Source organism: Microbacterium sp. NPDC087591 (assembly GCF_044743625.1).
In the GTDB taxonomy this organism is placed as follows: Bacteria; Actinomycetota; Actinomycetes; order Actinomycetales; family Microbacteriaceae; genus Microbacterium.
In genome coordinates, this window is sequence record NZ_JBIUWU010000001.1 from 2001167 (window position 1) to 2026290 (window position 25124).

Annotated in this window: 25 protein-coding genes and 1 pseudogene; 17 read left to right on the forward strand and 9 right to left on the reverse strand. The window is 70.4% G+C overall.

Going from position 1 to position 25124, the window contains the following annotated elements; genetic code table 11:
• Positions 1-169 precede the first annotated feature (169 nt).
• The gene (locus ACIOVG_RS09500) at positions 170-1105 is read left to right on the forward strand and encodes a serine hydrolase (RefSeq protein ID WP_400872080.1); all 936 of its coding nucleotides are present in this window, start codon (positions 170-172) and stop codon (positions 1103-1105) included.
• Positions 1106-1133: 28 nt separating this feature from the next.
• Here ACIOVG_RS09500 and ACIOVG_RS09505 read toward each other — a convergent pair whose 3' ends face one another.
• Positions 1134-1550 (reverse strand): MarR family winged helix-turn-helix transcriptional regulator, encoded by a 417-nt coding sequence (locus ACIOVG_RS09505; RefSeq protein WP_400872083.1) that lies wholly within the window; start codon positions 1548-1550, stop codon positions 1134-1136.
• Between the two features lie 73 nt (positions 1551-1623).
• Between ACIOVG_RS09505 and ACIOVG_RS09510 the strand changes: the two genes are divergently transcribed.
• Positions 1624-2568 carry a zinc-binding dehydrogenase gene (locus ACIOVG_RS09510; RefSeq protein ID WP_400872086.1) on the forward strand — a complete coding sequence of 315 codons (945 nt, stop codon included), beginning with the start codon at positions 1624-1626 and terminating at the stop codon, positions 2566-2568.
• A 17-nt stretch (positions 2569-2585) separates the two neighbouring features.
• On the forward strand, positions 2586-2987 hold the full coding sequence (locus ACIOVG_RS09515; RefSeq protein ID WP_400872089.1) for a hypothetical protein: 402 nt from the start codon (positions 2586-2588) through the stop codon (positions 2985-2987).
• An 18-nt stretch (positions 2988-3005) separates the two neighbouring features.
• Here the strand turns inward: ACIOVG_RS09515 and ACIOVG_RS09520 are convergent, their stop codons facing one another.
• On the reverse strand, positions 3006-4448 hold the full coding sequence (locus ACIOVG_RS09520; RefSeq protein ID WP_400872092.1) for an MFS transporter: 1443 nt from the start codon (positions 4446-4448) through the stop codon (positions 3006-3008).
• Between the two features lie 101 nt (positions 4449-4549).
• On the opposite strand from ACIOVG_RS09520, the gene ACIOVG_RS09525 reads away from it, so the two are divergent.
• Positions 4550-5239: a GNAT family N-acetyltransferase gene (locus ACIOVG_RS09525; protein ID WP_400872095.1), complete on the forward strand. Its 690-nt coding sequence runs from the start codon at positions 4550-4552 to the stop codon at positions 5237-5239.
• A 6-nt stretch (positions 5240-5245) separates the two neighbouring features.
• On the opposite strand, the gene ACIOVG_RS09530 is transcribed toward ACIOVG_RS09525, so the two are convergent.
• Together ACIOVG_RS09530 and ACIOVG_RS09535 are read right to left on the reverse strand one after the other, a co-directional pair.
• The gene (locus ACIOVG_RS09530) at positions 5246-5371 is read right to left on the reverse strand and encodes a hypothetical protein (RefSeq protein WP_400872098.1); all 126 of its coding nucleotides are present in this window, start codon (positions 5369-5371) and stop codon (positions 5246-5248) included.
• 30 nt (positions 5372-5401) lie between these two features.
• Positions 5402-6872: pseudogene (locus tag ACIOVG_RS09535) on the reverse strand (peptide MFS transporter).
• Between the two features lie 118 nt (positions 6873-6990).
• On the opposite strand from ACIOVG_RS09535, the gene ACIOVG_RS09540 reads away from it, so the two are divergent.
• Positions 6991-8376 carry a glycine--tRNA ligase gene (locus ACIOVG_RS09540; protein ID WP_400872101.1) on the forward strand — a complete coding sequence of 462 codons (1386 nt, stop codon included), beginning with the start codon at positions 6991-6993 and terminating at the stop codon, positions 8374-8376.
• Positions 8377-8495: 119 nt separating this feature from the next.
• On the opposite strand, the gene ACIOVG_RS09545 is transcribed toward ACIOVG_RS09540, so the two are convergent.
• Genes ACIOVG_RS09545 through ACIOVG_RS09555 form a run of 3 tightly spaced genes read right to left on the reverse strand, consistent with a single transcriptional unit; the run spans position 8496 to position 10870 of the window.
• The gene (locus tag ACIOVG_RS09545; RefSeq protein ID WP_400872104.1) at positions 8496-8924 is read right to left on the reverse strand and encodes a DUF1801 domain-containing protein; all 429 of its coding nucleotides are present in this window, start codon (positions 8922-8924) and stop codon (positions 8496-8498) included.
• Positions 8925-8926: 2 nt separating this feature from the next.
• On the reverse strand, positions 8927-9514 hold the full coding sequence (locus tag ACIOVG_RS09550; protein ID WP_400872106.1) for an HhH-GPD-type base excision DNA repair protein: 588 nt from the start codon (positions 9512-9514) through the stop codon (positions 8927-8929).
• A 51-nt stretch (positions 9515-9565) separates the two neighbouring features.
• On the reverse strand, positions 9566-10870 hold the full coding sequence (locus ACIOVG_RS09555; protein WP_400872109.1) for a glutamyl-tRNA reductase: 1305 nt from the start codon (positions 10868-10870) through the stop codon (positions 9566-9568).
• 71 nt (positions 10871-10941) lie between these two features.
• On the opposite strand from ACIOVG_RS09555, the gene hemE reads away from it, so the two are divergent.
• From hemE to ACIOVG_RS09605, 10 genes are all read left to right on the forward strand, one after another.
• Entirely contained in the window at positions 10942-11967 is a 1026-nt protein-coding gene (gene hemE, locus ACIOVG_RS09560; RefSeq protein ID WP_400872112.1) for a uroporphyrinogen decarboxylase, read from the forward strand.
• The gene (locus tag ACIOVG_RS09565) at positions 11960-13507 is read left to right on the forward strand and encodes a protoporphyrinogen/coproporphyrinogen oxidase (protein WP_400872115.1); all 1548 of its coding nucleotides are present in this window, start codon (positions 11960-11962) and stop codon (positions 13505-13507) included. Before hemE ends, ACIOVG_RS09565 begins: the two co-directional genes overlap by 8 nt.
• 123 nt (positions 13508-13630) lie before the next feature.
• The gene (locus tag ACIOVG_RS09570) at positions 13631-14092 is read left to right on the forward strand and encodes a hypothetical protein (RefSeq protein ID WP_400872117.1); all 462 of its coding nucleotides are present in this window, start codon (positions 13631-13633) and stop codon (positions 14090-14092) included.
• A 1-nt stretch (position 14093) separates the two neighbouring features.
• The gene (locus ACIOVG_RS09575) at positions 14094-14501 is read left to right on the forward strand and encodes a phage holin family protein (RefSeq protein ID WP_400872120.1); all 408 of its coding nucleotides are present in this window, start codon (positions 14094-14096) and stop codon (positions 14499-14501) included.
• A complete protein-coding gene (locus ACIOVG_RS09580) occupies positions 14488-14760 on the forward strand; it encodes a hypothetical protein (protein ID WP_247628142.1) in 273 nt (90 codons plus the stop codon). Before ACIOVG_RS09575 ends, ACIOVG_RS09580 begins: the two co-directional genes overlap by 14 nt.
• Before the next feature lie 90 nt (positions 14761-14850).
• Positions 14851-15528, forward strand: a complete 678-nt coding sequence (hemQ, locus tag ACIOVG_RS09585) for a hydrogen peroxide-dependent heme synthase (protein WP_400872124.1) — start codon at positions 14851-14853, stop codon at positions 15526-15528.
• An 8-nt stretch (positions 15529-15536) separates the two neighbouring features.
• Entirely contained in the window at positions 15537-16535 is a 999-nt protein-coding gene (gene hemC, locus ACIOVG_RS09590) for a hydroxymethylbilane synthase (protein ID WP_400872127.1), read from the forward strand.
• Entirely contained in the window at positions 16532-17326 is a 795-nt protein-coding gene (locus tag ACIOVG_RS09595) for a uroporphyrinogen-III synthase (protein WP_400872130.1), read from the forward strand. Before hemC ends, ACIOVG_RS09595 begins: the two co-directional genes overlap by 4 nt.
• Positions 17323-18300: a porphobilinogen synthase gene (gene hemB, locus ACIOVG_RS09600; RefSeq protein WP_400872133.1), complete on the forward strand. Its 978-nt coding sequence runs from the start codon at positions 17323-17325 to the stop codon at positions 18298-18300. Before ACIOVG_RS09595 ends, hemB begins: the two co-directional genes overlap by 4 nt.
• Positions 18301-18331: 31 nt before the next feature.
• Positions 18332-19654 carry a glutamate-1-semialdehyde 2,1-aminomutase gene (locus tag ACIOVG_RS09605; protein ID WP_400872135.1) on the forward strand — a complete coding sequence of 441 codons (1323 nt, stop codon included), beginning with the start codon at positions 18332-18334 and terminating at the stop codon, positions 19652-19654.
• Between the two features lie 6 nt (positions 19655-19660).
• On the opposite strand, the gene ACIOVG_RS09610 is transcribed toward ACIOVG_RS09605, so the two are convergent.
• Positions 19661-21076, reverse strand: coding sequence for a DUF222 domain-containing protein (locus ACIOVG_RS09610; protein ID WP_400872137.1), 1416 nt, complete (start codon positions 21074-21076; stop codon positions 19661-19663).
• A gap of 158 nt (positions 21077-21234) precedes the next feature.
• Between ACIOVG_RS09610 and ACIOVG_RS09615 the strand changes: the two genes are divergently transcribed.
• Complete coding sequence (locus ACIOVG_RS09615) at positions 21235-21684, forward strand: hypothetical protein (RefSeq protein WP_400872139.1); 450 nt, start codon at positions 21235-21237, stop codon at positions 21682-21684.
• A gap of 78 nt (positions 21685-21762) precedes the next feature.
• On the opposite strand, the gene ACIOVG_RS09620 is transcribed toward ACIOVG_RS09615, so the two are convergent.
• Entirely contained in the window at positions 21763-23838 is a 2076-nt protein-coding gene (locus ACIOVG_RS09620; protein WP_400872142.1) for an ATP-binding cassette domain-containing protein, read from the reverse strand.
• A 110-nt stretch (positions 23839-23948) separates the two neighbouring features.
• Between ACIOVG_RS09620 and ACIOVG_RS09625 the strand changes: the two genes are divergently transcribed.
• A complete protein-coding gene (locus tag ACIOVG_RS09625) occupies positions 23949-25010 on the forward strand; it encodes an enoyl-CoA hydratase/isomerase family protein (protein WP_400872145.1) in 1062 nt (353 codons plus the stop codon).
• The last annotated feature ends 114 nt before the right edge of the window (positions 25011-25124 follow it).

Below are 25124 nucleotides of genomic sequence, written 5' to 3' on the forward strand. Positions count from 1 at the left end.
CTCGGGGCTCCGGTGACCATCTGGTGATGATCCTCGGGGCTCCGATGACCATCCGATGACCATTCTCCGGAGTCTGGGAGAGAACCTCATCGAGCGGGGTTACGATATCGGTGCCGCTGGGGAACGTGCCCCTCGGCGTCCCCTTCCACCTCCTCGGTAAGGATCCTGCGTGGGCGCGCCCAAACCCTCGGTCCCTGACCCCGCCAACGGGTCTGACGCCGCCCTGCGCCGCTCTCAGCGCACCGGTCGGCGCCTTCCGCGGCGGGCCGCCGTGGGGCGTCGATCGTTCACCTCGACCCTGCGTGCGCTGGAAGCTCTCGTGGACTCCGGGGCCCAGGTCTCGGTGCATGTCGTCGACCTCGACAGCCACGAGCACGTGCTGTCGGGCGACGATCACGTCACCATGCCGATCGCGGGGCTCGGGGTGGTGCCGCTGCTGATCGAGGTCGCGTCCGGCTTCGAGAGCGGCCAGCTCGATCCGCTCGAGATCGTTGAGCGCACCAGCATCGACGCGGTGTCGACCTCGGGACTGTGGCGGCATCTGCACGCACCCGCGTTGCCGCTCGAGGACCTCGCCGTGCTGGCCGCGACGGCCGGCGACCCGATCGCCGTGAACGCGCTGCTGCAGAAGGTCGGGCACGAGCGGGTGCGCGAGCGCATCGAGTCCCTCGGTCTGCGCCGCACGGCGCTGCTCGACCGGTTCCGCGACCAGCGCGGGCCGGATGACGCACCCCAGGTCGCCGTGGGCACCACGCGGGAGCTGGCCGGGCTGTTCTCGGCCCTCGTGAACTCCGCGGTAGTCGACGCCGCCGTGAGCGCCCAGGTGTCGGAGTGGCTCAGCCTCAACCAGGACCTGAGCCTGGTCGCGGCCTCGACGGGGCTCGACCCCTTCGCGCACGACCACGACGCGCACGGGCTGCTGTTCGTGAACAAGACAGGGCGCGACCGCGGAGTGCGTGCCGAGGCCGGCGTGCTGGCCGGGCCCCGCGCCGGCATCGCGTACTCGCTCATCGTCTGCTTCGACGACCTGTCGATCACGCACCGGCTGCGCGCGCACGACGCGTTCCGCGTGCTGGGTGTCGAGCTCATGGAGTACACGCACTGAGCCGCGGCTCCTGAGTGGGACGGCGATCTCAGGGCAGCATGCGTCGCAGCAGATCGGTCAACGCGCGGCGATCGGCGACGGGCAGCCGTGCGGTGAACGGGAGCAGCGCCTCCCGAAGGGCGAGGCCGAGCGCATCGGCGACGGCCCGCCCCTGATCGGTGAGCACGACGTCGACAGCGCGCGCATCCTGCTCGTTCGCGACGCGGGCGAGCAGCTCCTTGCGCTCGGCCCGTGCCACGAGTCCGGTCATCGTCGACTTCTCCAGCCCGAGGTACTCGGCGAGATCGCTCATGCGCAGTCGCCGGTCGCGCAGGATCGCCAGCACGCGCAGCTGGGTGAGGGAGAGTCCGGCATCGGCTGCGAGTCCGGTCAGCGCCCCCATCGTCGTGAACGCCGTCTGCCCGAGGGCATCGATGAGGTCGTCGTCGGAGGTCTCAGCGGGCATGGTCCCAGGATAGTTGACGATGTTCGTATTGCGAACTAGATTGCTTCGTAATACGAATTAAAAGGAGAGCATCATGCAGGCAGCAGTCGTCACCTCGTTCGGTGCCGCACCCGTCTGGCAGTCGTTTCCCGAGCCGGAGCCCCGCAACGGCGAAGTCGTCGTCGAGGTTCTCGCGGCCGGGGTGCATCCGCGGGTTCGTTCGCAGGCGGACGGTTCGCACTACACGAGCGAGGGCTCGCTCCCGCTCATTCCGGGCGTGGACGGAGTCGGCCGCTTCCCCGACGGGACGACGCGGTACTTCGCGGTGGCCAGCGACATCCGAGGTTCGATGGCCGAGCGTGTGGCGGTCGATCCGCGCGCCAGCGTGGTGATCCCTGACGGAGCGGATGCTGTCGCGGTGGCAGCTGCGGCGAACCCGGTGATGTCGTCGTGGGTGGCTCTGCGCCATCGCATCGCGCTCCCAGATGACGCGCGAGTGCTGATCCTCGGAGCGACGGGCGCTGCGGGAACGGCGGCAGTGCAGGTCGCGAAGCACTTCGGCGCTGCGCGCGTGATCGCCAGCGGTCGCAACGCCGCCCAGCTCGCGCGGTTGACCGAGCTCGGTGCCGACGAGATCGTGCGGCTCGGAGACGACGACGCCCTCGGGCAAGCCGCCGCCGACGTCGACGTCGTGCTCGACTACGTCTGGGGGAGCCCCGCCGCCGATGCCATGCGCGCCCTCGTGATCGCCAGGACGAGCCGAGACGCGCGGCTCGACTGGGTCACGATCGGATCGTCCGCCGGCCTCGACGCGGAGATCCCGTCGGCAGCGCTCCGGTCCTCCGGCCTCACGATCGTGGGCAGCGGCCAAGGATCGGTCGGCCGTGCCGCTTTCGTCGCCGAGCTCCCGGCGATCGTCGAGGCGATCGCAGACGGGGTGATCGTGAGCGCATCCCACGCCGTTCCTGCATCCCGGGTCGAGACGGCATGGAACGCCGAGGGCGCTCCGGGCGGAGGTCGGCTGGTGCTCACGTTCTGACTGGGTAGGCTCATCGCATGACCCGCTCCGACTGGACCCCGCACCGCCGTGACGACGGCGAGCTGCTCGGGTGGATCCACCCGGTGGGGGAGCTGTGGGCGGCCGTCGACGTGCTGGGGCGTCCGGCATCTCCCGCCACCGAGTGGCTCGACGCCGAGGCGGCGCTGGACGACCGTGGCATCGCCTGGCTCGCCGACCCGTGGATGCTGGAGGGCGAGGCCGAGCGCCCGCTGCGGGTGCGCATCCTCGAGGTGACACCGGACGACGACGGCGTGCCGGGGCGCATCGTGGTGAAGGTCGACGACTTCGGCGACATGACGCGGCCCGCGACCGCGCAGTTCGTGGTGGAGTGGCCGATCCCCGCGCGGCTCCGGCCGCCGCGGGCGGGCGATCCGGATCCGCGGACCTTCTCGCGCTGAGCCCTCAGCCTGCCGCGCTCACCCTGGCAAGGACGGGTGCAGTTCGCTCGCGCGCTGCCTCGGGATGAAGAGCGACAGCACGACAGCCACGATGCCGGCGGCGATCGCCAGCCAGAAGCACACCTCGAACGCGGCCCGCGTGGGGACCGAGACGCCGTCGACGTCGATGCTCATCGCGGCGAGCACGCCGCCCATCACGGCGGAGGCGCTCGACGTGCCGACCGAGCGGAACAGCGCGTTCAGCCCGTTGGACGCGCCGGTCTCGTTCGCGGGCACGGAGCGCATGATGATCATCGGCATCGCGGCGAAGGTGAAGCCGATGCCGACGCCGATCAGCAGGTTGGCGACCAGGATGTGCCAGACCTCGCTCGACCACAGCAGCACGAACACGTAGGCGAGCACGATGGCGGTGGCGCCGACCGTGAAGAGCGGCCGAGGGCCCACGGTGCGCTCGAGCCAGCCTGAGAGCGGCGAGATGACCATCATCACGAGTCCCGCCGGCATGATGATCAGCGACGCGGCGACCATGTCGAGCCCGAAGCCCGAGCCGGAGGAGACCGGCATCTCGAGGAGCTGAGGGAAGGTCACGTTCGACGCGAACAGGGCGAAGCCCATACCGATCGCCGCGATGTTCGTGAACAGCACGGCGGGGCGTGCGGCGACGCGGAGATCGAGCAGCGGGTCGTCGGTGCGCAGCTGGTACCAGCCCCACACCAGCAGCACCACGACGCCGCCGATGATGCAGGTGAGCGTGAGCGGTGCGGTCCAGCCCCACTCGGCGCCGCGCGAGACGAACAGCAGGATGCCGGTGAGGCCGATCGCGAGACCGATGGCCCCGAGCACATCGAGCCGTCCGGGGAAGCGGAGCACGTCTTCGGGGATGACGGCGAGCACGAGAGCGAGACCGATCACGCCGAGCCCGGCGGCCAGCCAGAACAGCCAGTGCCAGTCGGCGTTCTGGGCGAGCAGCGCGGCCACCGGCATCCCGATCGCGCCGCCCACGCCCATCGTGGCGCTCATCAGCGCGACGGCGGTGCCGAGGCGTTCGGTCGGCAGCACATCGCGCATGATCGCGATGCCGAGGGGCACGACACCGGTCACGGCACCCTGGAGCGCGCGACCGATGATGACGCCGACGATCGACCCCGACAGCGCGGCGATCAGCGAGCCGAGGATGAGCAGGGCCAGCAGCACGATCACGACGCGGCGCTTGCCGTACATGTCGCCCAGGCGGCCCGAGATCGGCGTCGCCACCGCCGCCACGAGCAGCGTGATGGTGACGACCCAGGTGGTGTCTTCGCGCGAGGCGTTCAGCAGCTGTGGAAGCTCGGCCTGCAGCGGCACGACGAGCGTGAACATGAACGAGGAGCAGAGACCCGCGAACGCGAGCACCGCCACGATCGCCCACTTCGGTGGGGTGCGCGAGAGCCGTCTCCTGGTCCTGTCCTCGTTCGCACCCACTGCCCAAGGCTATCGGCGTCCGCAGACACCGGGGCCGCCACGAGGGGGCTTCTGCGCGTTGCCGATTCTGCGATCGGGCGAAGGAGGGGCAAACTAGGCGCGTGCGAACCATCCGTGATCTCGACACCGTTGAACTCATCCTCGATGCCCAGGGCATCCTCGATTCCATCCGAGGCCCCGAGCGCGTCATCGATGCCGGCACCCTGCGCGCGCTGCAGCAATCGGGCAACTACGTCGTCGGATTGTTCGACGGAGAGGGCGACCAGGAGCGCATGGTCGGCGCCTCGATCGCGTTCTTCGGTGCGCCGGCGCAGCGGGCGATGCACTCGCACATCACCGCGCTGCTCCCCGAATACCGCGGGCGCGGCTGGGGGCGCGAGCTCAAGGAGCACCAGCGCCAGTGGGCGTTCTCCCGCGATGTCGGCCGCATCACCTGGACGTTCGACCCGCTCGTGGCGCGCAACGCCCACTTCTTCCTCACGGTGCTCGGTGCACGCGTGACGGGGTATGCGGTGAACGTGTACGGCATCTTCGGTGGCGGCGACGCGGGCGACGAGAGCGACCGCCTCGACGTCGAGTGGGCGCTCGCCGACATCGCCAAGCCTCCGGCCGCCGACCTCGTGGTCGAGACCCTGGAGATCCCCTCCGACATCGAGTCGTTGCGCGAATCCGACGCGGCCGCCGCCCACGAGTGGCGCACGCGTCTGCGCGCCGAGATGGAGGAGCGGCTCGGGCGCGGCCTCCGCATCGCCGGCTTCGACGTGGAGCGCGGCTACCTCTTCACCGCCTGAGGGCTCTCAGCGCGGGGGCAGCACGAAGTCCCCGGTCTCACCGGGGTTGACCGCGATCTCCCAACGGAAGCCGTCGGGGTCGGTGAAGTACCCGGAATAGCCGCCCCACACGCGCTGCCGGCCAGGGCTCACGCAGGAGCCTCGCCGAGTTGTCCCTCCGGGTCAGCGCACGCCCTTCATGAGTCGCAGCACGGGGTTGACCGAGAGCAGCAGTCCGACGCCGACGAGGATCGCGATCGCGCCCAGCGTCGAGAAGTACGGCACCTCGTTCTTCGGGTCGTAGAACTGCACCAGCCAGCCGGAGATCGCGGTGCCGAGGGCGATCGACAGGAAGAACAGCGCGACCATCTGTGTGCGGAATGCCGCGGGAGCGAGCTTGGTCGCGACGGAGAGGCCGACGGGCGAGAGCAGCAGCTCGGCGACCGTGAACACGAACAGGATGCCGACGATCGCGAGCAGCGGCGTGGAGTTCGCCGCCCCGTTCGCGAACGGCAGGAACAGCAGGAACGCGCAGCCCATCACGATCGCGCTGATGCCGAACTTCATCGGCGTCGACGGCTGCCGGCTGCCGAGCCGGGTCCAGATCGCCGCGAAGACACCCGAGAGGATGATGATGAAGACCGGGTTGATGGATTGCACCGTGGACACCGGGATCTCGATGCCGAACAGCATCCGGTCCAGCCGCTTGTCGGAGTAGACGGTGAGCACCGTGAACTGCTGCTGGTACAGCGACCAGAACGCGACGCTGGTCACGAACAGCGGCAGGAACCCCCACACGCGAGAGCGCTCGGTGCCGTCGATGCGACGGCTGCTCAGGATCACCGCGAAGTACGCGATGCTGGCGATCACGGTCAGTCCGATCACGATCACGGCGAGGTTGTCGTCGCGGATGACGCCGGTGAGCACCAGCACGGCGATGAGCACCACGGCGGCGACCGCGATGCCGATCACCAGCGGGTAGCGGGCGGAGGGGAGCGGGTTCGGCACCGCCCTCGCGGACTCTGGCAGCGCCCTGCGGCCGAACGAGTACTGCACCAGACCCAGCGTCATGCCGATCGCGGCGAGGCCGAAGCCGTAGTGGAAGCCGAGCGTGGACTGCAGGATGCCGGTGAGGATCGGTCCCAGGAACGCCCCGAGGTTGATGCCGAGGTAGAACAGCGAGAAGCCCGCATCGCGACGGGGGTCGTCGGCGGCATAGAGCGTGCCGACCACGGAGGTCGCATTGGCCTTGAGGCCCCCGGAGCCGAGCGCGACCAGCACCAGACCCACGCCCACGCCGAGGAGGCCGGGGAGCAGCGCGAGCGCGATGTGCCCGGCGACGATCACGATCGCGCTCACGAACAGCACGCGCTCCGAGCCGAAGAGCCGGTCGGCGAGCCAGGCGCCGAGGATCGTCGAGAGGTACACCGACCCGCCGTACGCGCCGACGATGCCGCCGGCGACCGCCTCGGGGATGCCCAGTCCGCCCTGCGTCGCGGAGTAGTACAGGTAGATCAGCAGGATGCCCTGCATGCCGTAGAAGCTGAACCGCTTCCCACATCTCCACGCCGAAGATATGCACCAGCGACCACGGTTGACCGAAGAAGCGGGTGTCCTCGTCGCGGGCGGGACGAGTGGGCTGCGCTGCGCTCATGCCTCGACGGTACTCCTCGACCGTGCTCCCGGTGGGCTCAGAGGTCCCGGTCGCCCGCGGATAGAATGGGGACGCCCGTGTTCACGGGTCCCTCCCGCATCCGACCATTGGAGCCACCATGGCCGAACAGTCCCGCCTCGACAAGGTCATCGCCCTCGCCCGCCACCGCGGGTTCGTGTTCCAAGCAGGTGAGATCTACGGCGGTTCCCGGTCGGCCTGGGACTACGGCCCCCTCGGCACGGAGCTCAAGGAGAACATCCGCCGGCAGTGGTGGCAGACGTTCGTGCGCGGTCGTGGCGACATGGTCGGGCTGGACTCCAGCATCATCCTGCCCAAGCGCGTGTGGGAGGCATCCGGTCACGTCGCGACCTTCACCGATCCGCTCGTCGAGTGTCTGCAGTGCCACAAGCGGTTCCGCGCCGACAATCTGATCGAGGACTTCGAGGCGCGCAAGGGTCGCACGGCCGAGAACGGTCTCGCCGACATCCCCTGCCCGAACTGCGGCACCAAGGGGCAGTACACCGAGCCCAAGGCGTTCTCCGGTCTGGTGAAGACCTACCTCGGCGTCGTCGACGACGAATCGTGTCTCTACTACCTGCGCCCCGAGACGGCGCAGGGCATCTTCGTGAACTTCTCGAACGTGCTCACCGCCAGCCGCAAGAAGCCGCCGTTCGGCATCGGCCAGGTCGGCAAGGCGTTCCGCAACGAGATCACCCCCGGCAACTTCATCTTCCGCACCCGCGAGTTCGAGCAGATGGAGATCGAGTTCTTCACGCCTCCCGCCGAGGCTCAGGAGTGGTTCGAGCACTGGGTCGAGGCCTGCTGGAGCTGGTTCATCGATCTGGGCATCGACCCCGAGAACATGCGCCAGTTCGACGTGCCGGAAGACGACCGCGCGCACTACTCGGCCGGCACGATCGACGTCGAGTACAAGTTCGGCTTCGCGGGCAAGGAGTGGGGCGAGCTCATGGGTGTCGCCAACCGCACCGACTACGACCTCTCCAGCCACAGCGAGGCATCCGGCCAGAGCCTGACCTACTTCGACCAGGCCACGGGCGAGCGCTACACGCCGTACGTGATCGAGCCGTCGTTCGGCCTCACGCGCGCCATGATGGCGTTCCTCGTCGACGCCTATGTCGAGGAGCAGGTGCCCAACGCCAAGGGCGGCACCGACGTGCGCACCGTGCTCAAGCTCGACCCGCGCCTCGCCCCGGTCAAGGCCGCCGTGCTGCCGCTGTCGCGCAACGAGAAGCTCTCGCCGCTCGCCCGCGAGGTCGCCGACACGCTGCGCGCCTCCTGGGCCGTCGACTTCGACGACGCGGGGGCGATCGGTCGCCGCTACCGTCGCCAGGACGAGATCGGCACCCCGTTCTGCGTCACGGTCGACTTCGACTCGCTCGAGGACCGCGCCGTCACGGTGCGCGACCGCGACACCATGGCGCAGGAGCGCGTCTCGATCGACGAGCTGCACGCCTACCTCGCGGAGCGCCTGCGCGGCGCCTGAGGCCGCCCGGGGAACTGGATCCGCGCAACTTCTGCGGCCCTCTGCACGTTCTGCGGCCACATCCTGATGGTGTGGCCGCAGAAGGTGCGTGTGGCCGCAGGAGTTGCAGGGGCAGCCGCTCAGTCGACGATCGTGAGGATGGCGGCGTCGGAGCCGCCCTCGAGCATCCAGTCATAGGAGCGCTGCAGGATCCCGCGCAGGATGTCGAGATCGACCTTCGACAGATCCTTGATGTACAGGCACGAGACACTCGTGGTGTGCGGGCCGAGCTGTGCGAGGGCCTCTCGATGCGTGTCGAAACCTTCGAAGACGTAGACCGTGAGCGACGTCTTGCGCGGCGCGAAAGCGAGGATGCCGGTGAGACCTTCGGTGCCGGTGGGGTAGCGGTAGTGGCAGGTGCCGAAGCCGACGATTCCGCTGGACCACATCTCCGGTTCGCGGCCGGTGATCTCGCGCATGATGTCGAGCACGACCAGCGCATCGTCGCGCCGCCGTGCGGGCGTCACCGCAGCGAGGTACTCCTGGACGTCCTGACCCGTCTTCTCCATAGTCAGCTCTTCTTGGCCGCGGCCTTCATCGCCTTCTTGTGCTCGCGCACCTGGGCGAGCGACTCGGGCGAGACGATGTCGGCGACGCTGCGGAACGAACCCTCCTCTCCGTAGGCGCCGGCGGCCTCGCGCCAGCCCTCGCCGGTGAACCCGTACTGCTTGCCGAGGAGCGCGAGGAAGATCTTCGCCTTCTGCTCTCCGAACCCGGGCAGAGCCTTCAGGCGCTTCAGCACCTCGGCGCCCGATGGGGTGTCTCCTGAGCCTGACGAAGGGCGCGTCCAGAGCGCGGCGGCATCCCCGCCCCAGTCGTCGACGAGCGTCTGGCACAGCGTCTGCACGCGGGTGGCCATCGACCCGGGGAACCGGTGCACGGCCGGAGTCTGCTTGAAGGCCTCGAGGAACTCGTCCGGAGCCATGCCGGCGATCGCGGTGGCGTCGGTCGCACCGGTGCGCTGCTCGATCTTCAGAGGCCCGGCGAAGGCGGTCTCCATGGGCACCTGCTGGTCCAGCAGCATCCCGATCAGCAGCGCCAGCGGGTTGTCGGTGAGCAGGGCGTCAGCGGCGGTGTCTCCGGTGATGTGAAGGGCCATGCCTCCAGTGTGCCACCCGCGTCACGCGCGTGTGGCGCCGGATGCCGAGCGTCAGGCCGAGGCGGGTGCGGCGTCGTCGGCCGCACTCTCGACTTCCGGCACGATGCCGTACAGCGCGCCGATCGCTGCGGTGAACTCGTCGGCGCGACCGGCGGCGGCGAGCTCGTGCGCGCGGGTCGTGGGGGTGTGCAGCAGCACCGCGGAGAGGTGGCGCAGCGCCTGCTCGACGCGTCCGTCCTCGTCACCGCGTGCGCGGGCGCGGTCGATCTCGGACTCGAGCAGCGAGAAGACGTGCGACCGCAGTGCGACGACGGCCGGGGTCACGCTCTGGCGCTCACCCACCACGTGGAAGGTGTCAGCGGCCTCGCGCACGACGCTGCGTGCGGCATCCGTGGCCTGCAGCTCCTCGAGCGGGGCGTGCAGGCGGATGGTCTCGAGGTCGAGCAGTGCGACGCCCTCCAGCGTGGCGACGGCGGGGTCGACGTTGCGCGGCATGCCGAGGTCGACGACGAGCTGGTTGTGCGCGCCGACCGGGCATCCGATCGCTGCGGGTCCGGTCGGGGCCTGGAGCTGCTCCGGCCCGAGCACCGGCTCCGTGGCGGTGGTGCAGGTGATCAGCAGGCTCGACCGCGCCGCCGTGCGGGCGTAGTCGTCTGCGGCGACGGGACGGATGCCGTGCTTCGCGGCGAAGGCCTCTGCGCGACCGGAGGGGGAGTACACCGAGATGTTCACGGCGCCGCGCTCGCGGAGCGTGGCGAGGGTGACGGCGGCGTAGGCGCCCGTGCCCACGAGCAGCACGCGCTCGGCGGACCAGTCGGCGATGCGGCTGTCGGCGAGTTCGAGCGCGAGGCGTACGAGCGAGCGTCCGGCGCGGCCGAGGGCGGTGACGTTCTTGACCTTGCGCTGCGCCTGGCTGGCGCGCTGGAACAGGCGCTCCAGCTCGGGGGAGGTCGTGCCCTCCTTGCGGGCGGACTTCAGTGCGCGACGCACCTGGCCGGCGATCTCGCCCTCGCCGGAGACGACGGACTCGAGCCCGGAGGCGACGGAGAACAGGTGCTCTGCCACGCGACGGCCGGAGTGCACGGCGTACGCGCCGTCGAGCTCGGCGGCAGGGACGCCGGTGACGGCCTCGACCGCTTCCAGCACGGCTTCGACGCCGATCGCGCCGGCCGCGGTGACGGGCTCGTCCATCTCCACGTACGCCTCGAACCGATTGCACGTCGCGAGAACGACCGCACCCTGCACGCACGGAGCCATCTCCACGAGAGTGGGGGCGACGCCGTCGGGGGTGCGGCTCAGGCGTTCGAGCAGATCGAATGTGGCGGTCTTGTGACTCGCCGTGACACACAGCAGCACCCGACAATCCTACCCGAGCCTGTGCCGGCCATCTCCGCACACTCATAGAAGCCGGATGGGAGGATGGAGGCATGGCCCTCTCCGATGCTCCTCTCTTGCGCGCCCTCGCCGGTGACCGCCCGGCCCAGACCCCGGTCTGGTTCATGCGTCAGGCGGGTCGGTCGCTGCCGGAGTACCGCGAGCTGCGCGTCGGAACGCGGATGCTGGATGCCTGCCTGACGCCCGACCTCGCGGCCGAGATCACCTTGCAGCCGGTGCGCCGGCACGGAGTGGACGCCGCGGTGTTCTTCAGCGACATCGTCATCCCGCTGCGGCTCGCGGGCGTCGATGTGGAGATCGAGCCGGGCCGTGGTCCGGTGTTCGCGAACCCGGTGCGCTCGGTCGCCGATGTGGACCGGATCACCGCGATCGACCCCGCCTCGCTGGACTCGACCGCGATCGCCGAGGCCGTGCGCCTGGTCACGGCCGAGCTCGGCGACGTCCCCCTCATCGGCTTCGCCGGAGCTCCCTTCACGCTCGCCGCCTATCTCGTCGAGGGCGGTCCTTCCAAGGAGCACCTGCGGGCCAGGGCCATGATGCACGCCGACCCCGATTCGTGGAACCGTCTGGCCGGCTGGCTGGCGCAGATCTCCCGCGCGTTCCTGATCGCTCAGCGCGACGCCGGAGCATCGGCCGTGCAGCTCTTCGACTCGTGGGCCGGTTCCCTCAACCCCGCCGACTACCGCGCCTTCGTCGCGCCCCACTCCCGCGCCGCGCTCGACGGCATCGACATCCCGAAGATCCACTTCGGCGTGGGCACCGGGCCCTTCCTCGCCGACATGCGACTCGACGGCGCGGTCGACGGCGTCGGCGTCGACTGGCGTCAGCCGCTCGACGAGGCAGCCGCCCTCCTCGGCCCCGACACCACGGTGCAGGGGAACATCGACCCGGCGCTGCTGTCGGCGCCGTGGCCCGTGCTCGAGGCTCATGTGCGCGATGTGCTGGCCCGTGGCCGTGCCGCGCGGGCCCACATCCTCAACCTCGGCCACGGCGTCCCGCCGGAGACCGACCCCGATCAGCTCACGCGCATCGTCGAGCTGGTGCACTCCCATGGCTGAGGCGCCGGCACCCGCTGTGCTCGCAGCCCGCGCCGCCGAGACGCGCATCGTCGTGATCGGCGGCGGCATCGGCGGGCTGCTGGCCGCGCGTGAATGCGCGAAGGTCGGCATGCGGGTGACGCTGCTGGAAGCCGCAGAAACCGTCGGCGGAGCGATCCGCCGCACCGAGCTCGACGGCATCGTGCTGGATGCCGGAGCGGAGAGCTTCGCGACCCGTGGCGGCCACGTGCGCGCCCTGCTGGAGGAGCTGGACCTCACCGACAGGATCGTCGCCCCGGCCGCGGGGCCGGCCTGGCTGTCCGGCATCCCCGGTGTCGGCGCGGCGCCGCTGCCCGTCGGAGGTCTGCTCGGCATCCCCGCGAATCCGTTCCAGGATGACGTGCGCCGCATCATCGGCTGGTCCGGAGCGTGGCGCGCCTATGTGGACCGCGTGCGACCGCCGCTGACGATCGGCCACCAGCTCAGCCTCGGGCGTCTGGTCGCGTCGCGCATGGGGGCCAAGGTGCGCGACCGCCTCGTGGCTCCCGTCACGACCGGGGTCTACTCGGCATCGCCGGATGACGTCGACGTGGATGTCGCCGCGCCGGGCCTCAACGCCGCGCTCACCCGGGTGGGGTCGCTGTCCGGCGCCGTCCAGGCGCTGCGCGACACGGCGGCCGCGGGGGCGGCGAAGGCTCCGGGCGCCGCGGTCGAGGGCCTGGTCGGCGGGATGACGGTGCTGATCGACGCCCTCGTCGCCGAGCTCGCCCGCCTCGAGGTCGAGGTGCGCGTCGGCACCCCGGTGGAGCGGGTGGCGCGAGACGGAGCCGGTTGGCGCGTGGTCGCGGTGGATGATTCCGACGAGCCGACTGACGACGAGCCGACTGAGGACGAGCCGGCCGAGGGTGAGCCGGCCGTGGACGCGCCGGCCGAGACCGACTCGCCTGAGAACGAGTTCCTCGCCGACGCGGTGATCGTCGCGACCGAGGAATCCGTCGCGCGCGCCCTGCTCGCCGAGACCGTACCCGCGCTCGCGGCGACGGACGCGGCAGAGGCCCCGCAGATCGAGCTCGTGACGCTTCTGCTCGACGCCCCCGCGCTCGACGCCGTGCCGCGCGGCACCGGAGTGCTCACGGTGCCCGGCAGCCACACGGCGAAGGCACTCACGCACTCGACCGCCAAGTGGGACTGGGTGCGTGAGGCCGCCGGAGGCCGCCACGTCGTGCGCGTCTCGTTCGGCGCGCAGGGGGAGCCGGCTGCGACCGCCGCGCTCGACGATGACGCCGCCGTGACCCTGGCCTTGAGCGAGGCCTCCGCCCTGCTGGGCGTGCCGCTGCCGGCCTCGTCGCTCGTCGCCGCCGAGCGTTCGCGCTACATCCAGTCGCAGCCCGCGTCGATCATCGGCTCGGGGGAGCGGCGGTCTGCGGCGCGCTCCGCGGTGCAGAGGACGCCGGGGTTGGCGGTCGTCGGCGCGTGGCTGGCTGGCACCGGGCTCGCGCAGGTCGTGCCGGACGCGGTGACCGAAGCAGATCGACTTCGCCGCGACCTGCTGTGGGATTGACGCGGTCCTGTCTGTCAACCCCCTGACGTTTAGATGCCGAAATCGGCATACGGGGTTACGCTGGGTACCTGGCCGACGGGGATCGAAGCCTGCGGCTCGACCGGAACAACGTGAGGAGACCCCATGAAGGGGAAGATCGGACTCGTCGTCGGACTCGGCGTGGGGTACGTCCTCGGCACACGTGCCGGACGCGAGCGTTATGAGCAGATCAAGACGCAATGGCTCAAGGTCTGGGAGCTCGACCCCGTGCAGGACCGCGTCGAGCAGGCGAAGAGCTTCCTCGGCGACAAGGCTGCTGCCGTACCGGGCGTGATCTGGAACGGCGCGGTGAAGATCGTCAAGTCGGTGCAGGGCAACGGAACGCCCGGCCAGAAGCTCGACTCCGCCATCGCGAAGAGCAAGGACGCCGCCGCCGAGGTGGCGGATGCGGCTGAGGACGCGGTGGACGCCGCCAAGGACGCGGCCAAGACCGCCGCAAAGAAGCCCGCGGCGAAGAAGCCGGCGGCCAAGACCGCGGCATCCAAGAGCACGGCCTCGAAGACCACTGCGACCAAGAGCGCGACCACCAAGAAGGCCGGCGCCTGAGATGCCTCGCGGATACCGGGATCGAGCCGACGACAGTCTGCTGACGCTCCTCGGCGACCTCCCCGAACTCGTCACGAACCTCGTCAAAGCCGAGATCGACGCGGCGAAGGCGTGGGTCTCGCGGACGGCCAAGGACGCCGGTATCGGTTCGGTCTGGTTCCTGGTCGCGCTGTTCTTCCTGTTCTGGGCGGTGCCGGTCGTGCTCGTGTTCGCGATCGCCGGGCTGTCGTCGTGGTGGCCCGTGTGGCTCTCGGCGATCGCCGTGTTCGGCATCCTGATCCTCGCCGTGCTGCTGTTCGCCCTGCTCGGCATCCTCAAGTTCCGCAAGGTCCTCGCCCGGCAGAACCCCGCGCAGGCGGTGGCCGAGGACATCCGACTCGTGAAGGACGCCGGCGATGACCGTATCTGACAACCTCCCCCGCACGGTCGTCCCCGCGGGGATCGTCGACCCCGTCGCCTCGGCGCGCGCGGAGCTGAAGGCCGCTCTCGCCGCGATCGAGGTCAAGGGGAACATTCCCCGACGCGTCGAGAAGGCATCGGCTAGGGCTGCGGCCAAGGCCCGCGTCTTCGCGGACCGCAACCCGATCGGCGCCGTCGCGGCGGCTGTCGGACTCGCCGCCGTGGTCGGCGGTGCGGTCTGGGCGATCGCCCGCGCGCTCTCGCGCTAGTCGACGTTTCGGGGTAAGCGCCCCTGGGGTCCCTGAGCCTGTCGAAGGGCCGCATTCGCGGGCGCTCCGCAAAGAGGGCAGACTGGGGTCATGTCCGAAGTGCGCGAAGAGAACCCGTCCGGCTTCACCCTCTGGGCCGTGTGGCGACGCAATCCCGATGTCGCTGTCACCGAGTCCGACTCGACCGAGCTGGAGACCATCGTCTCCTACGTCGAGGACTCCGGAGTGACCGTGCGCGGCTTCTACGACGTCTCCGGGCTCAAGGCCGACGCCGATCTCATGGTCTGGCTGCACGGCGACACTGCCGAGGAACTGCAGCGCGCGTTGCGCCGACTCCGCCGCACCGAGCTGCTGCGCTCGCTCCTGCCGGTGTGGAACGTCATGGGTGTGCACCGCGACGCCGAGTTCAACCGTTCCCACGTGCCCGGGTTCCTGCGCGGCATCGAGCCCAAGGACTGGCTCTGCCTGTACCCGTTCGTGCGCACGCCGGAGTGGTACCTGGCCCCCGAGGACGAGCGCCGCAAGATGCTCGCCGACCACGGACGCAAGGGTGCGGCGTTCACGGGCGTCATCGCGAACACCGTCGCGGCCTTCGCGCTCGGCGACTACGAGTGGGTCCTGCCCCTCGAAGCGGATGACGTGACCGAGCTCGTCGACCTCATGCGCGACCTGCGGTACACCGACGCGCGGATGTACGTGAAGGAGGAGCTGCCCTTCTACACCGGACGCAGGCTCCGGTTCGACGAGATCGCGGACGTGCTGCAGTAGGCCGCGCGATGACGACTCCGATCCGCTTGGGGACTCGGCGCAGCGCACTCGCGCAGGCGCAGTCCGGTCATGTCGCGACCGCACTCGAGAGAGTTGCAGGGCGTCCGGTCGAACTCGTGCCGATCACCTCGGAGGGCGACACGAACCGTGCGTCGCTGTCCGAGATCGGCGGCCAGGGCATCTTCGCGACTCGGCTGCGTGAGGCACTGCTGGCGGGCGAATGCGACTTCCTCGTCCATTCGCTCAAGGATCTGCCGACGGCGATCCCCGCAGGTCTCGTGATCGCAGCGACCCCGGAACGCGAAGACGCCCGGGATGTCGTGCTCACCCGCGACGGCATCCCGCTGCACGAGCTCCGCTCGGGCAGCACCGTGGGCACGGGTGCGCCGCGCCGGATCGCCCAGGTGCGCCGTCGCGCGCCGTATGCAGAGGTCGTCGACATCCGCGGCAACGTCGACTCGCGTCTGGCGCGCGTCGCATCCGGAGAGCTGGATGCCGTCATCCTCGCCGCCGCCGGGCTGTCGCGTCTCGACGCGAACTCGCCGCTGCGACGAGAGGAGCTGGGGCTCGCCGAGTGGCCGACCGCTCCGGGGCAGGGTTCCCTCGCGGTGGAGACGACGGAGGATGCCCCGGCCGAGCTGCTCGCAGCCCTCGCCGCTCTCGACCATGGACCGACTCGTCTGGCCATCACGGTCGAGCGCGCGATCCTGGAGGGTCTCGACGCCGGATGCCAGGCGCCGATGGCCGCTCACGCCGTGGTCGAAGGGTCGTCGGTACGGGTCAGAACCGTCGTCTACTCGGCCGAAGGAGACCGCCGGATCGGCCTCGACGTCACGGAAGACCTGAACGGGGAGTATATTCGTCGGAACGGCAGTGGCAATGGAGCGGATGCTGCCGATGGTGCAGGCCCGATGCACGCAGCGCGCGAGCTCGGGTTGACTGTTGCCCGTCGGTTGCTCGATCAAGGGGCGGCCGACCTCGTCTCCCGAGAGCATCTTTCCTCATGACATCCGATATGAAGCAGGACCGACCACTGGACGGCTGGCGCATCCTCGTGCCCCGCGGAGGGCCGTGGGGCGACGGCGTCGCCGCCAGTCTGCGCGCCCAGGGAGCGATCCCCGTCGTCGCGCCGCTGATCAACTTCGCCCCCACCACCGACCAGGCGGCGCTCGATGTCGCCCTGGAGCAGTTGGCGGCCGGCGAGTTCGACTGGCTCACCGTCACCAGCGCGACCACGGTCGACGTGCTGTTCGCACATCGCGCGGCCGTGCCGCCGACGACCCGCATCGCGGCCGTCGGCGAGACGACCGCCGCGGCACTGCAGGCCGTCGGCTACGAAGTGGCCCTGGTGCCGGCGCAGGACAACTCCGCCGAAGGCATGGCCGAGCAGCTCGTCGCCCTCGAGACCGAGCCCCGGCGCATCCTGGCGCTGCGCAGCGAGATCGCGAAGCCCGTGCTGAGCCGCCTACTGTCGGAGGCCGGGCACGACGTGCACAGCGTCGTGGCCTACCGCACGGTCGGCGTACCGGTGACGGACCGCATCAAGCGCGATGTCGAGAACGGACGCATCAACGCGATCCTCATCACGAGTGGTTCGGTCGCGGAGCAGGTGCGCGAGCAGTTCCCCGAGATCCCCGACGAGACGCTGCTCGCCGCGATCGGTCCTCGCACCGCACGTGACGCGCAGAAGGCCGGCCTTCCGGTCTCGGTCGTCGCCGATCGGCAGACGGTCGACGCCCTGATCGACGCGGTCTCGCACTTCACGCTTCCGCACGCGGCGGACGAGTTCGCGCCGTGAGCTTCCCCGAGGTCCGGTTGAGGCGTCTGCGCCAGTCGCCGGCGGTACGCGATCTCGTGCGCGAGACCTCGCTGCAGCCGCGGCAGCTCGTGCTGCCGATGTTCGTGCGCGAAGGTCTTAGCGAGCCGGTCGCGATCGGTTCCATGCCCGGAGTCGCCCAGCATTCGCTCGACTCCTTGCGCGCGGCGGCGGTCGAGGCCGCCGAAGCCGGTGTGGGCGGTGTGATGCTGTTCGGCGTTCCCGCGGTGCGCGATGCCCGCGGTTCGGGCGCGGATGACCCGCACGGGATCCTGAATGTGGCGACCGAGGCGCTGGCGGCAGAGGTCGGCGACGCCCTGGTCGTGCAGACCGACCTGTGCCTGGACGAGTTCACCGACCACGGGCACTGCGGCGTGCTTGCTGCCGACGGGTCCGTCGACAACGATGCGACGCTCGAGCGGTACACGTCGATGGCGCTCGCGCAAGCGCGCGCAGGGTCGCAGCTGCTCGGGCTGTCGGGGATGATGGACGGCCAGGTCGCCGTCATCCGCGCCGCACTCGACGCCGAGGGCTTCACGCAGACCCTGATCCTCGCCTACGCCGCGAAGTACGCCAGCGCCTTCTACGGACCGTTCCGTGAGGCTGTCGACTCGCAACTGACCGGCGACCGCCGCACGTATCAGCTCGACCCGGGCAACCGCCGCGAGGGCGTGCGCGAGGCCGTCGTCGACGAGGCCGAGGGCGCCGACATCGTGATGGTGAAACCCGCCATGGCCTTCCTCGATGTGCTGCGCGAGGTGCGCGACACCGTCAGCATTCCGGTCTGGGCATACCAGGTGTCCGGCGAGTACGCCATGATCGAGGCCGCCGCCGCGAACGGGTGGATCGATCGTCGTGCCGCCATCCTGGAGTCCCTGCTGTCGATCCGCCGCGCCGGAGCCGACGCGGTCCTGACCTACTGGGCGACCGAGGCCGCCCGCTGGCTGCGCGGCTGAGCCGCACCCCTCTCTTCTTCGGAGCATCATCATGACCGACCGCAACGACGACCTGTTCTCTGCTGCCCGGGCGGTGATCCCCGGCGGAGTCAACTCCCCGGTGCGCGCCTACGGCTCCGTCGGCGGAACGCCGCGCTTCCTCGCCTCTGCGAAGGGCGCCACCGTCACGGATGCCGCGGGCGTCGAGTACATCGACCTCGTCGCCTCGTGGGGTCCCGCGCTCCTCGGTCACGCCCACCCCGAGGTCGTCGCCGCCGTGCAGGAGGCAGCCACCCGCGGTCTCTCGTTCGGCGCACCGACTGAGGGCGAGGTCGAGCTCGCCGCCGTGATCGCGGAGCGGGTGCGCGTCGGCGAGACGCGGCCGATCGAGCGCGTGCGGCTGGTGTCCACCGGAACCGAGGCGACCATGACCGCGATCCGTCTGGCGCGCGGCGCCACGGGGCGCGACCTGCTGGTGAAGTTCGCCGGGCACTACCACGGCCACTCGGACGGGCTCCTCGCGGAGGCCGGTTCCGGTGTCGCGACGCTCGCGCTGCCCGGCTCGGCGGGAGTGCCCGCACCGATCGCCGCGCAGACGCTCGTGATCGGCTACAACGACCCTGATGCGCTCGCGGCGGTCTTCGCCGAGCACGGCCCCCGCATCGCGGCGGTCATCGTGGAGGCATCCGCGGCGAACATGGGCGTGGTCGCCCCGCTGCCCGGCTTCAACCGTCTGATCGCCGATACGGCGCACGCGCATGGCGCACTCATGATCCTCGACGAGGTGCTCACCGGCTTCCGCGTGCACCCCGCCGGGTTCTGGGGTCTGCAGGCCGCTGCGGGGGAGGAGTACCTTCCCGACATCGTCACCTTCGGCAAGGTCGTCGGCGGAGGGATGCCGTTGGCCGCGCTCGGAGGGCGTGCTGAGGTCATGGACCTGCTCGCGCCCCTGGGGCCGGTGTACCAGGCCGGAACCCTGTCGGGGAACCCGCTCTCGGTCGCGGCCGGCCTGGCCACGCTGCGACTGGCGACGCCCGAGGTCTACGCGACGGTGGACGCCGCCGCGGACCGGCTCTCCGCCGCGCTGGACGCGGCGCTTGCGGGTGCCGGTGTGACCCACGCGGTCGCGAAGGCCGGCAGCCTGTTCAACGCCTCGTTCCGTGCCTCCGCCCCGCGCGACTACGCCGAGGCTCAGGCTCAGGAGTCGTTCCGCTACGCGCCGTTCTTCCACTCGCTGCGGGAGCAGGGCATCGCGCTTCCGCCGAGCGTCTTCGAGGCCTGGTTCCTCACCGCCGCTCACGGTGAAGACGAGCTCCAGCGCATCGAGGCCGCGCTTCCGATCGCGGCAGAAGCTGCGGCCGCCGCCCGGCCCTGAGCGCACTCAGACGAACATGACCCGACGCGGCGGCGCATCGCTGTAGTGCCGACCGAGCGGACTGACCCAGTCCAGGCTCCGATCGGGAAGCTGTCGCGCCGTCCACCGATGACGCTCGTCGATATCTGGGTGCTTCAGCACGTGGTGTCCTGCGCAGAAGTGACTGAGGTTGGACAGACTCGTGCGCCCGCCCCGCGCGTGGTCGTGATTGTGATCGATCTGACAGCGGTGCACCGGCATCCGACAGCCGGGGAACCGGCAGTGCTGGTCGCGCGCCCGCAGGAATCGGCGCATGCCCTCGGTCGGACTGTACGTGTCGGTCTGGGTGACCATTCCGGTCGGGTCGAGGAAGAGCCGGGACCAGCCGCCATTGCGTCCGGCGAGGTCGCGGGCGATGTCAGGATCGATCGGCCCGAAGCCGTCGAGCTCGGCGGGGCGGTCATCGGCTCCGGCCAGCGTCGTCGCGGCGATCGTCACCTGGACGTGGGCCCGGACCCGGTCGAGGCCCGCCCCGGCCGCCTCACTGGGAGCGGACGCGAGCAGGAGATCGGTCAGCAGGTCCGTACGCACCTGGTCGATCGTCCGCGTATCGGCCGGGACCTCGACAGGGCACGGCTCGGGCAGCGGGTCGGTGGTGAACGTGTCCCGTTCGCCGAAGATGACCCACTCGTCGAGCCCGGGCGCGCTCCAGTCCAGGTCTTCCGGGAAGATCGGGTTCTCCCCGGAGTCGAGCTCTTCGGGGTCGAGCACCGGCTCGACGTCGTGGCGCGCCGCGATGACCCCGCGGGCGAGTTGCGTGAGCCGGTCCATGATCGCGACCCCCAGGTGCTCGGGCACCACCACGGTGATCAGCGCGAGCCCGTCGTCGACGGAGCGCATCGTGACGCGCCGCTCCGAGGCTGCGCGGCGGTGTCGACCGACCAGTGTCTCGCCCGCGAGGGCCGCGGCGATCTGGCGCACGAGGGTGCGAGTGCGCGCCGGAGTGTCGTGCTCGGCGACGACCACGGCTGCGGTGTCGTACAGCTCCAGAGCCGCGGCATCCGCCCTCCCCTCGCGGACGGCCTCGCGCACGACCGCACCGGCGCGGACGATCTCGCGCACATGCGCCGCCGTGATCCCGCCCTGACGGAACGACGCGCGGGCCACGGGGTGATCGGAGCCGAGGAACGCAGCGTCGGAGAACGCGTACTCGACGCTGCCCTGCGAGATGTGGCCGGCGGCGGAGTACTCGGCGATCATCGACCGGTGGACCGTGTCGCGGTGGTAGGGGCTCTCCTGTGTCTCCGCATCGCGCAGGAGCAGACGATCGACGAGCAGCTCCATGGATTCCGCCTCGAGCCGGGCGATCTGGCGCCGCTTCCCCACCCATGCATCGAGCAGCGCGGCGCGCTGCTCGATGTGGTCGGAGGGGGTCTGTGACATGCTGCTAGCCTAGAACATATGTACGACACTCGGACGAAGTTATCCACAGGCGCGGGTACCGCGCGCGTCGCCCGGATGGTGGGTTCCGACAACGGATCGTTGCGTTCCTGTGAGCAACTTCCAGACAACTGGCAGGACCGCGCTGGCAGACTGGAGTCATGGTGACGTTGCTGTTGGATCAGACGCAACTGGAGGTCGTGCTCTCGCCGATCGAACGTGCCGCGACCTTCCACCGCGAGAATCTGCGGATCGCGCGCGAGACCATCACCAAGGTGCAGTTGACCGACGACGCATGGACCTGGTTGAGGGGTGTGCCGAACCCCGGCACCCACATCCCCGGTGTCCTCGCTGCCGGCAGCTGGAAGGCCGCGGGCAGCCTCGATTTCGTGCTGATCCGTCGCCGCCGTCCGAGCGTCGTGATCGACCTCGACGGCGATGCGCAGTATCGGCGCCTGATCCTCACGACCCGACACGGACTCTCGCTCACCCAGGCCCTGCGCCTCGAGGTCTCCAGCGAGGCCGCCGACGTCGAGGAGATCGTAGCGACATCGCCGACGCCGGTGACGAAGGGCAGCCGTCGTCCGGTCATCCGCCCTCGGCCGGCCTGAAAGCCCGATGACATGTGAGAAGCCCTCCGCGACCGAAAGGTCGGGGAGGGCTTCTCGCCTGTAGGAGCGCCGCGCCCGTCAGTCCTGACGGTGCTCGTGGTCGCCGTGGTGCTCACCGTCGTGGTGGTCACCGTCGTGGTGCTCGTGGTGCTCGTGGTCGCCGTCGTCGTGGTGCTCGTCGGATGCCGGAGCGTCGCCCGCCTCCTGCTCGACGGAGTCCGCGACGGGCACGGTGTCGATGACGCCAGTGGAGGCGACGCTCCACGTGGAGCCCTCGGAGCCCTCGGGGCCCTCGGGGCCCTCGGGGCCGAGCGGGTAGTCCTTCGGTTCGTCCTCGTAGTAGGCGCGGGCGGCGGCAGCGAGCATCGAGCTCACGGCAGCGGAGCGAGGGTCCTCATCGGACTGCTCGCCCTCGGACTGCTCGCCATCGGACTGCTCGCCCTCGGACACCCGATCGCTCTCGCCATCGAGGTCGGCGAAGATCTCGAGTCCCGCGGAAGTGTCGTCTGCAGCATCCTCGTCGGACGCGTCACGGGCTTCGACCGGCTCGTCGACCGGCGCCGCCTCTTCCTCGGGGGTCCCGGTCGTGTCGCGGTCGTCCTCGGAGGATTCCGTCTCATCGCCGCGGTCCGCGAAGATCTGGCTGATGTCGTGCACGGGCTCGTCCTCCACGCCGGAGGAAGCCGGTGCGGCGGCGGGAGCCGCAGTGCCGAACAGGATCTCGTCGAACGAGGGGGCAGGCGTGTCGGTCTCGCCGTCGCCGGACGAGGCGAGCGCTGCGGCGGCCGCGGCGTCCTCGTCGACGGCGATCTGTGCGATCGCGTCCTCCTCGTCGGTGTCGGAGTCGGCGGGCGGGCGGGCGCTCTCCGACGCGCGGATGCTCTCCGCGACCTCCGCGACAGCTGCGGCGGCGACGGCGTCCTCGTCGGAGGGCGCCTGTACGTCGTGAGCGGATTCGACGCCGGCGGCGATCGCCGCGGCAGCCGCTGGATCCGACGGCGCCGATTCGGACACCGCAGCCGACACCGCCGAGGCCTCGGCGATCTCGGCGATCAGGGTCTCATCAGCGGCATCCGTCGCGACGGCATCCGGTGCCCCTGTGTCAGCGGCGGCATCCGCAGCGACGGCATCCGGTGTCCCCGTGTCAGCGGCGGCATCCGTCGCGACGGCATCCGTCGACGCGGCGGCGTCATCGGCTGCGACAGCGAAGGCGGGGGCGAGCGTGAGCTGCGAGGCGGCGGCCGACGCGCGGGGCTCCAGCTTGCCGCCGCGGACCAGCTCGATGAAGACGTCTTCCAGCGTCGGACCGCGCTGCACGAGAGTGCTCAGCGCGATGCCGGCCTGGGCGGCGACGGCGCCAACGGTGCCGGCATCCCCGCCGCGCACGGTGAGGCCGGAGCGCAGCACCTCGACGTCGAAACCGGCGGTCGAGAGTGCGGTCGTGAGTGCGGCGCGGTCCACCGCATCCACGACGACCGAGCCGGCGGCCGGGTCGGCGAGCTTCTCGATGCCGCTGGAGAGCACCAGCTGGCCCTTCGAGAGCACCAGGACGTTGTCGGCGACCTGCTCGACCTCGCTGAGCACGTGCGAGGAGACGAGCACGGTGCGGCCCTCATCCGCCAGGCGACGCATCAGCAGTCGCATCCACCGGATCCCCTCGGGATCGAGACCGTTCGCCGGCTCGTCGAAGACGAGCGCGCCGGGGTCTCCGAGCAGCGCGTGCGCGACGCTCAGCCGCTGGCGCATGCCGAGCGAGAAGCCGCCGATGCGCGAATCGCCCTCGCCGTCGAGCCCGACCAGCGCGAGCACCTCGTCGACACGGGAGAGCGGGATGCCGTTGGCCTTCGCGGCGATCGTCAGCTGTCGGCTGGCCGTGCGGCGAGGGCGGTAGGCCGTCTCCTCGAGCACGGAGCCGATGGTGCGCAGCGGCTGACGGAGCTCTGCGTACGCCGTCCCGCCGATCGTGGCGGTACCTGATGTGGCACGCACCTGACCGAGCAGGATGCGCAGCGTCGTGGTCTTGCCGGCCCCATTCGGGCCGAGGAAAGCAGTGACTGCACCCGGCTCGACACGGGCAGAGAGGTCCGAGACGGCGGTCACCTCATTGAAGCGCTTCGTCACATGTGTGAACTCGAGCACCTGTCCGTCGGGCATCCGCGACCTCTCCTTGCATTGGGCACTTCCCTCTATCCTGCCGGAAAAGCGGTCGGATCGCGTATTTCATGCGGATTCCGGCGTCGGGGGATCGGAGTAGCCTGGCTCCCGTGACCGATTCCACGCCTGCTCCCCGCGTCCTCGTCCGCACGGAAGGAGCCCTCGGTCGACTCACCCTCAACCGCCCAGAGGCGATCAACGCCCTCGATCTGGGCATGATCGAGATCCTCACGCAGACGCTCGACGCCTGGCGCGACGACACCGATGTGCAGATCGTGCTGATCGACGGGGCGGGCGAGCGCGGCATGTGCGCGGGCGGAGACGTGCGCGCACTGCACGCCCAGATCGTGGGCGGTCGCGCAGAGGAGACCGCGGAGTTCTTCCGCGCCGAGTACTCGCTCAACGCTCTGATCGCCGAGTACCCCAAGCCGGTCGTCGCCCTCGCCGACGGCATCACGATGGGCGGCGGCATCGGTCTCGCCGGTCACGCGGCGATCCGCATCGTCACCGAGCGCTCGAAGCTGGCGATGCCCGAGACGCGCATCGGCTTCACGCCCGACGTCGGCGGCACCTGGCTGCTCGGCCGTGCGCCCGGACGGTTCGGCGAGTACTTCGGACTCACCGGTCAGACGATGAACGGAGCGGATGCCGTGTACATGGGCTTCGCCGACCACTTCGTGCCGTCCGATCGACTCGACGCGCTGCGCGAGGCCCTCGCCTTCCGGGCCGACCCCACCGGTCCCAGTGAGATCGTGCTGCTGTTCGACGAGACCCCCGAGCCGACGACGCTGCCCGCGCTCCGCCCCGCGATCGACGAGGCCTTCTCGGCGCCGACCGTCGAGGAGATCGTCGACCGGCTCCACGCGCAGGGCACCACGGATGCGGCTGCCATCGCCGACCTGCTCGAAGGGCTCGCCCCGACCGGCCTCGTCGTGACGCTCGACGCGGTGCGCGAGGCCCGTGAGGCGTCCGGCCTCCGCGCCGCGCTGGAGGGCGAATACCGCCGAGTGCTGTGGTTCGTGAACGAGCATCCCGACCTCGTCGAGGGCATCCGCGCGCAGCTGGTCGACAAGGACCGCAATCCGCGCTGGCAGCCCGCCACGCTCGCCGAGCTGGGCCCGGATGCCGGTGCGGACGCGCGGGCGTACGTGCCCCGGCATCCGCTCTTCTGAGCCGTCCGCAGGCTCAGGACGGATTCTTCGGCAGGGTGCAGAAACCGCTGGCCGGGCCGCGGAACGGTTCGCTGTGAGCGAAGGTCCCCCGACAGGGGGATACGAATGTCGGCG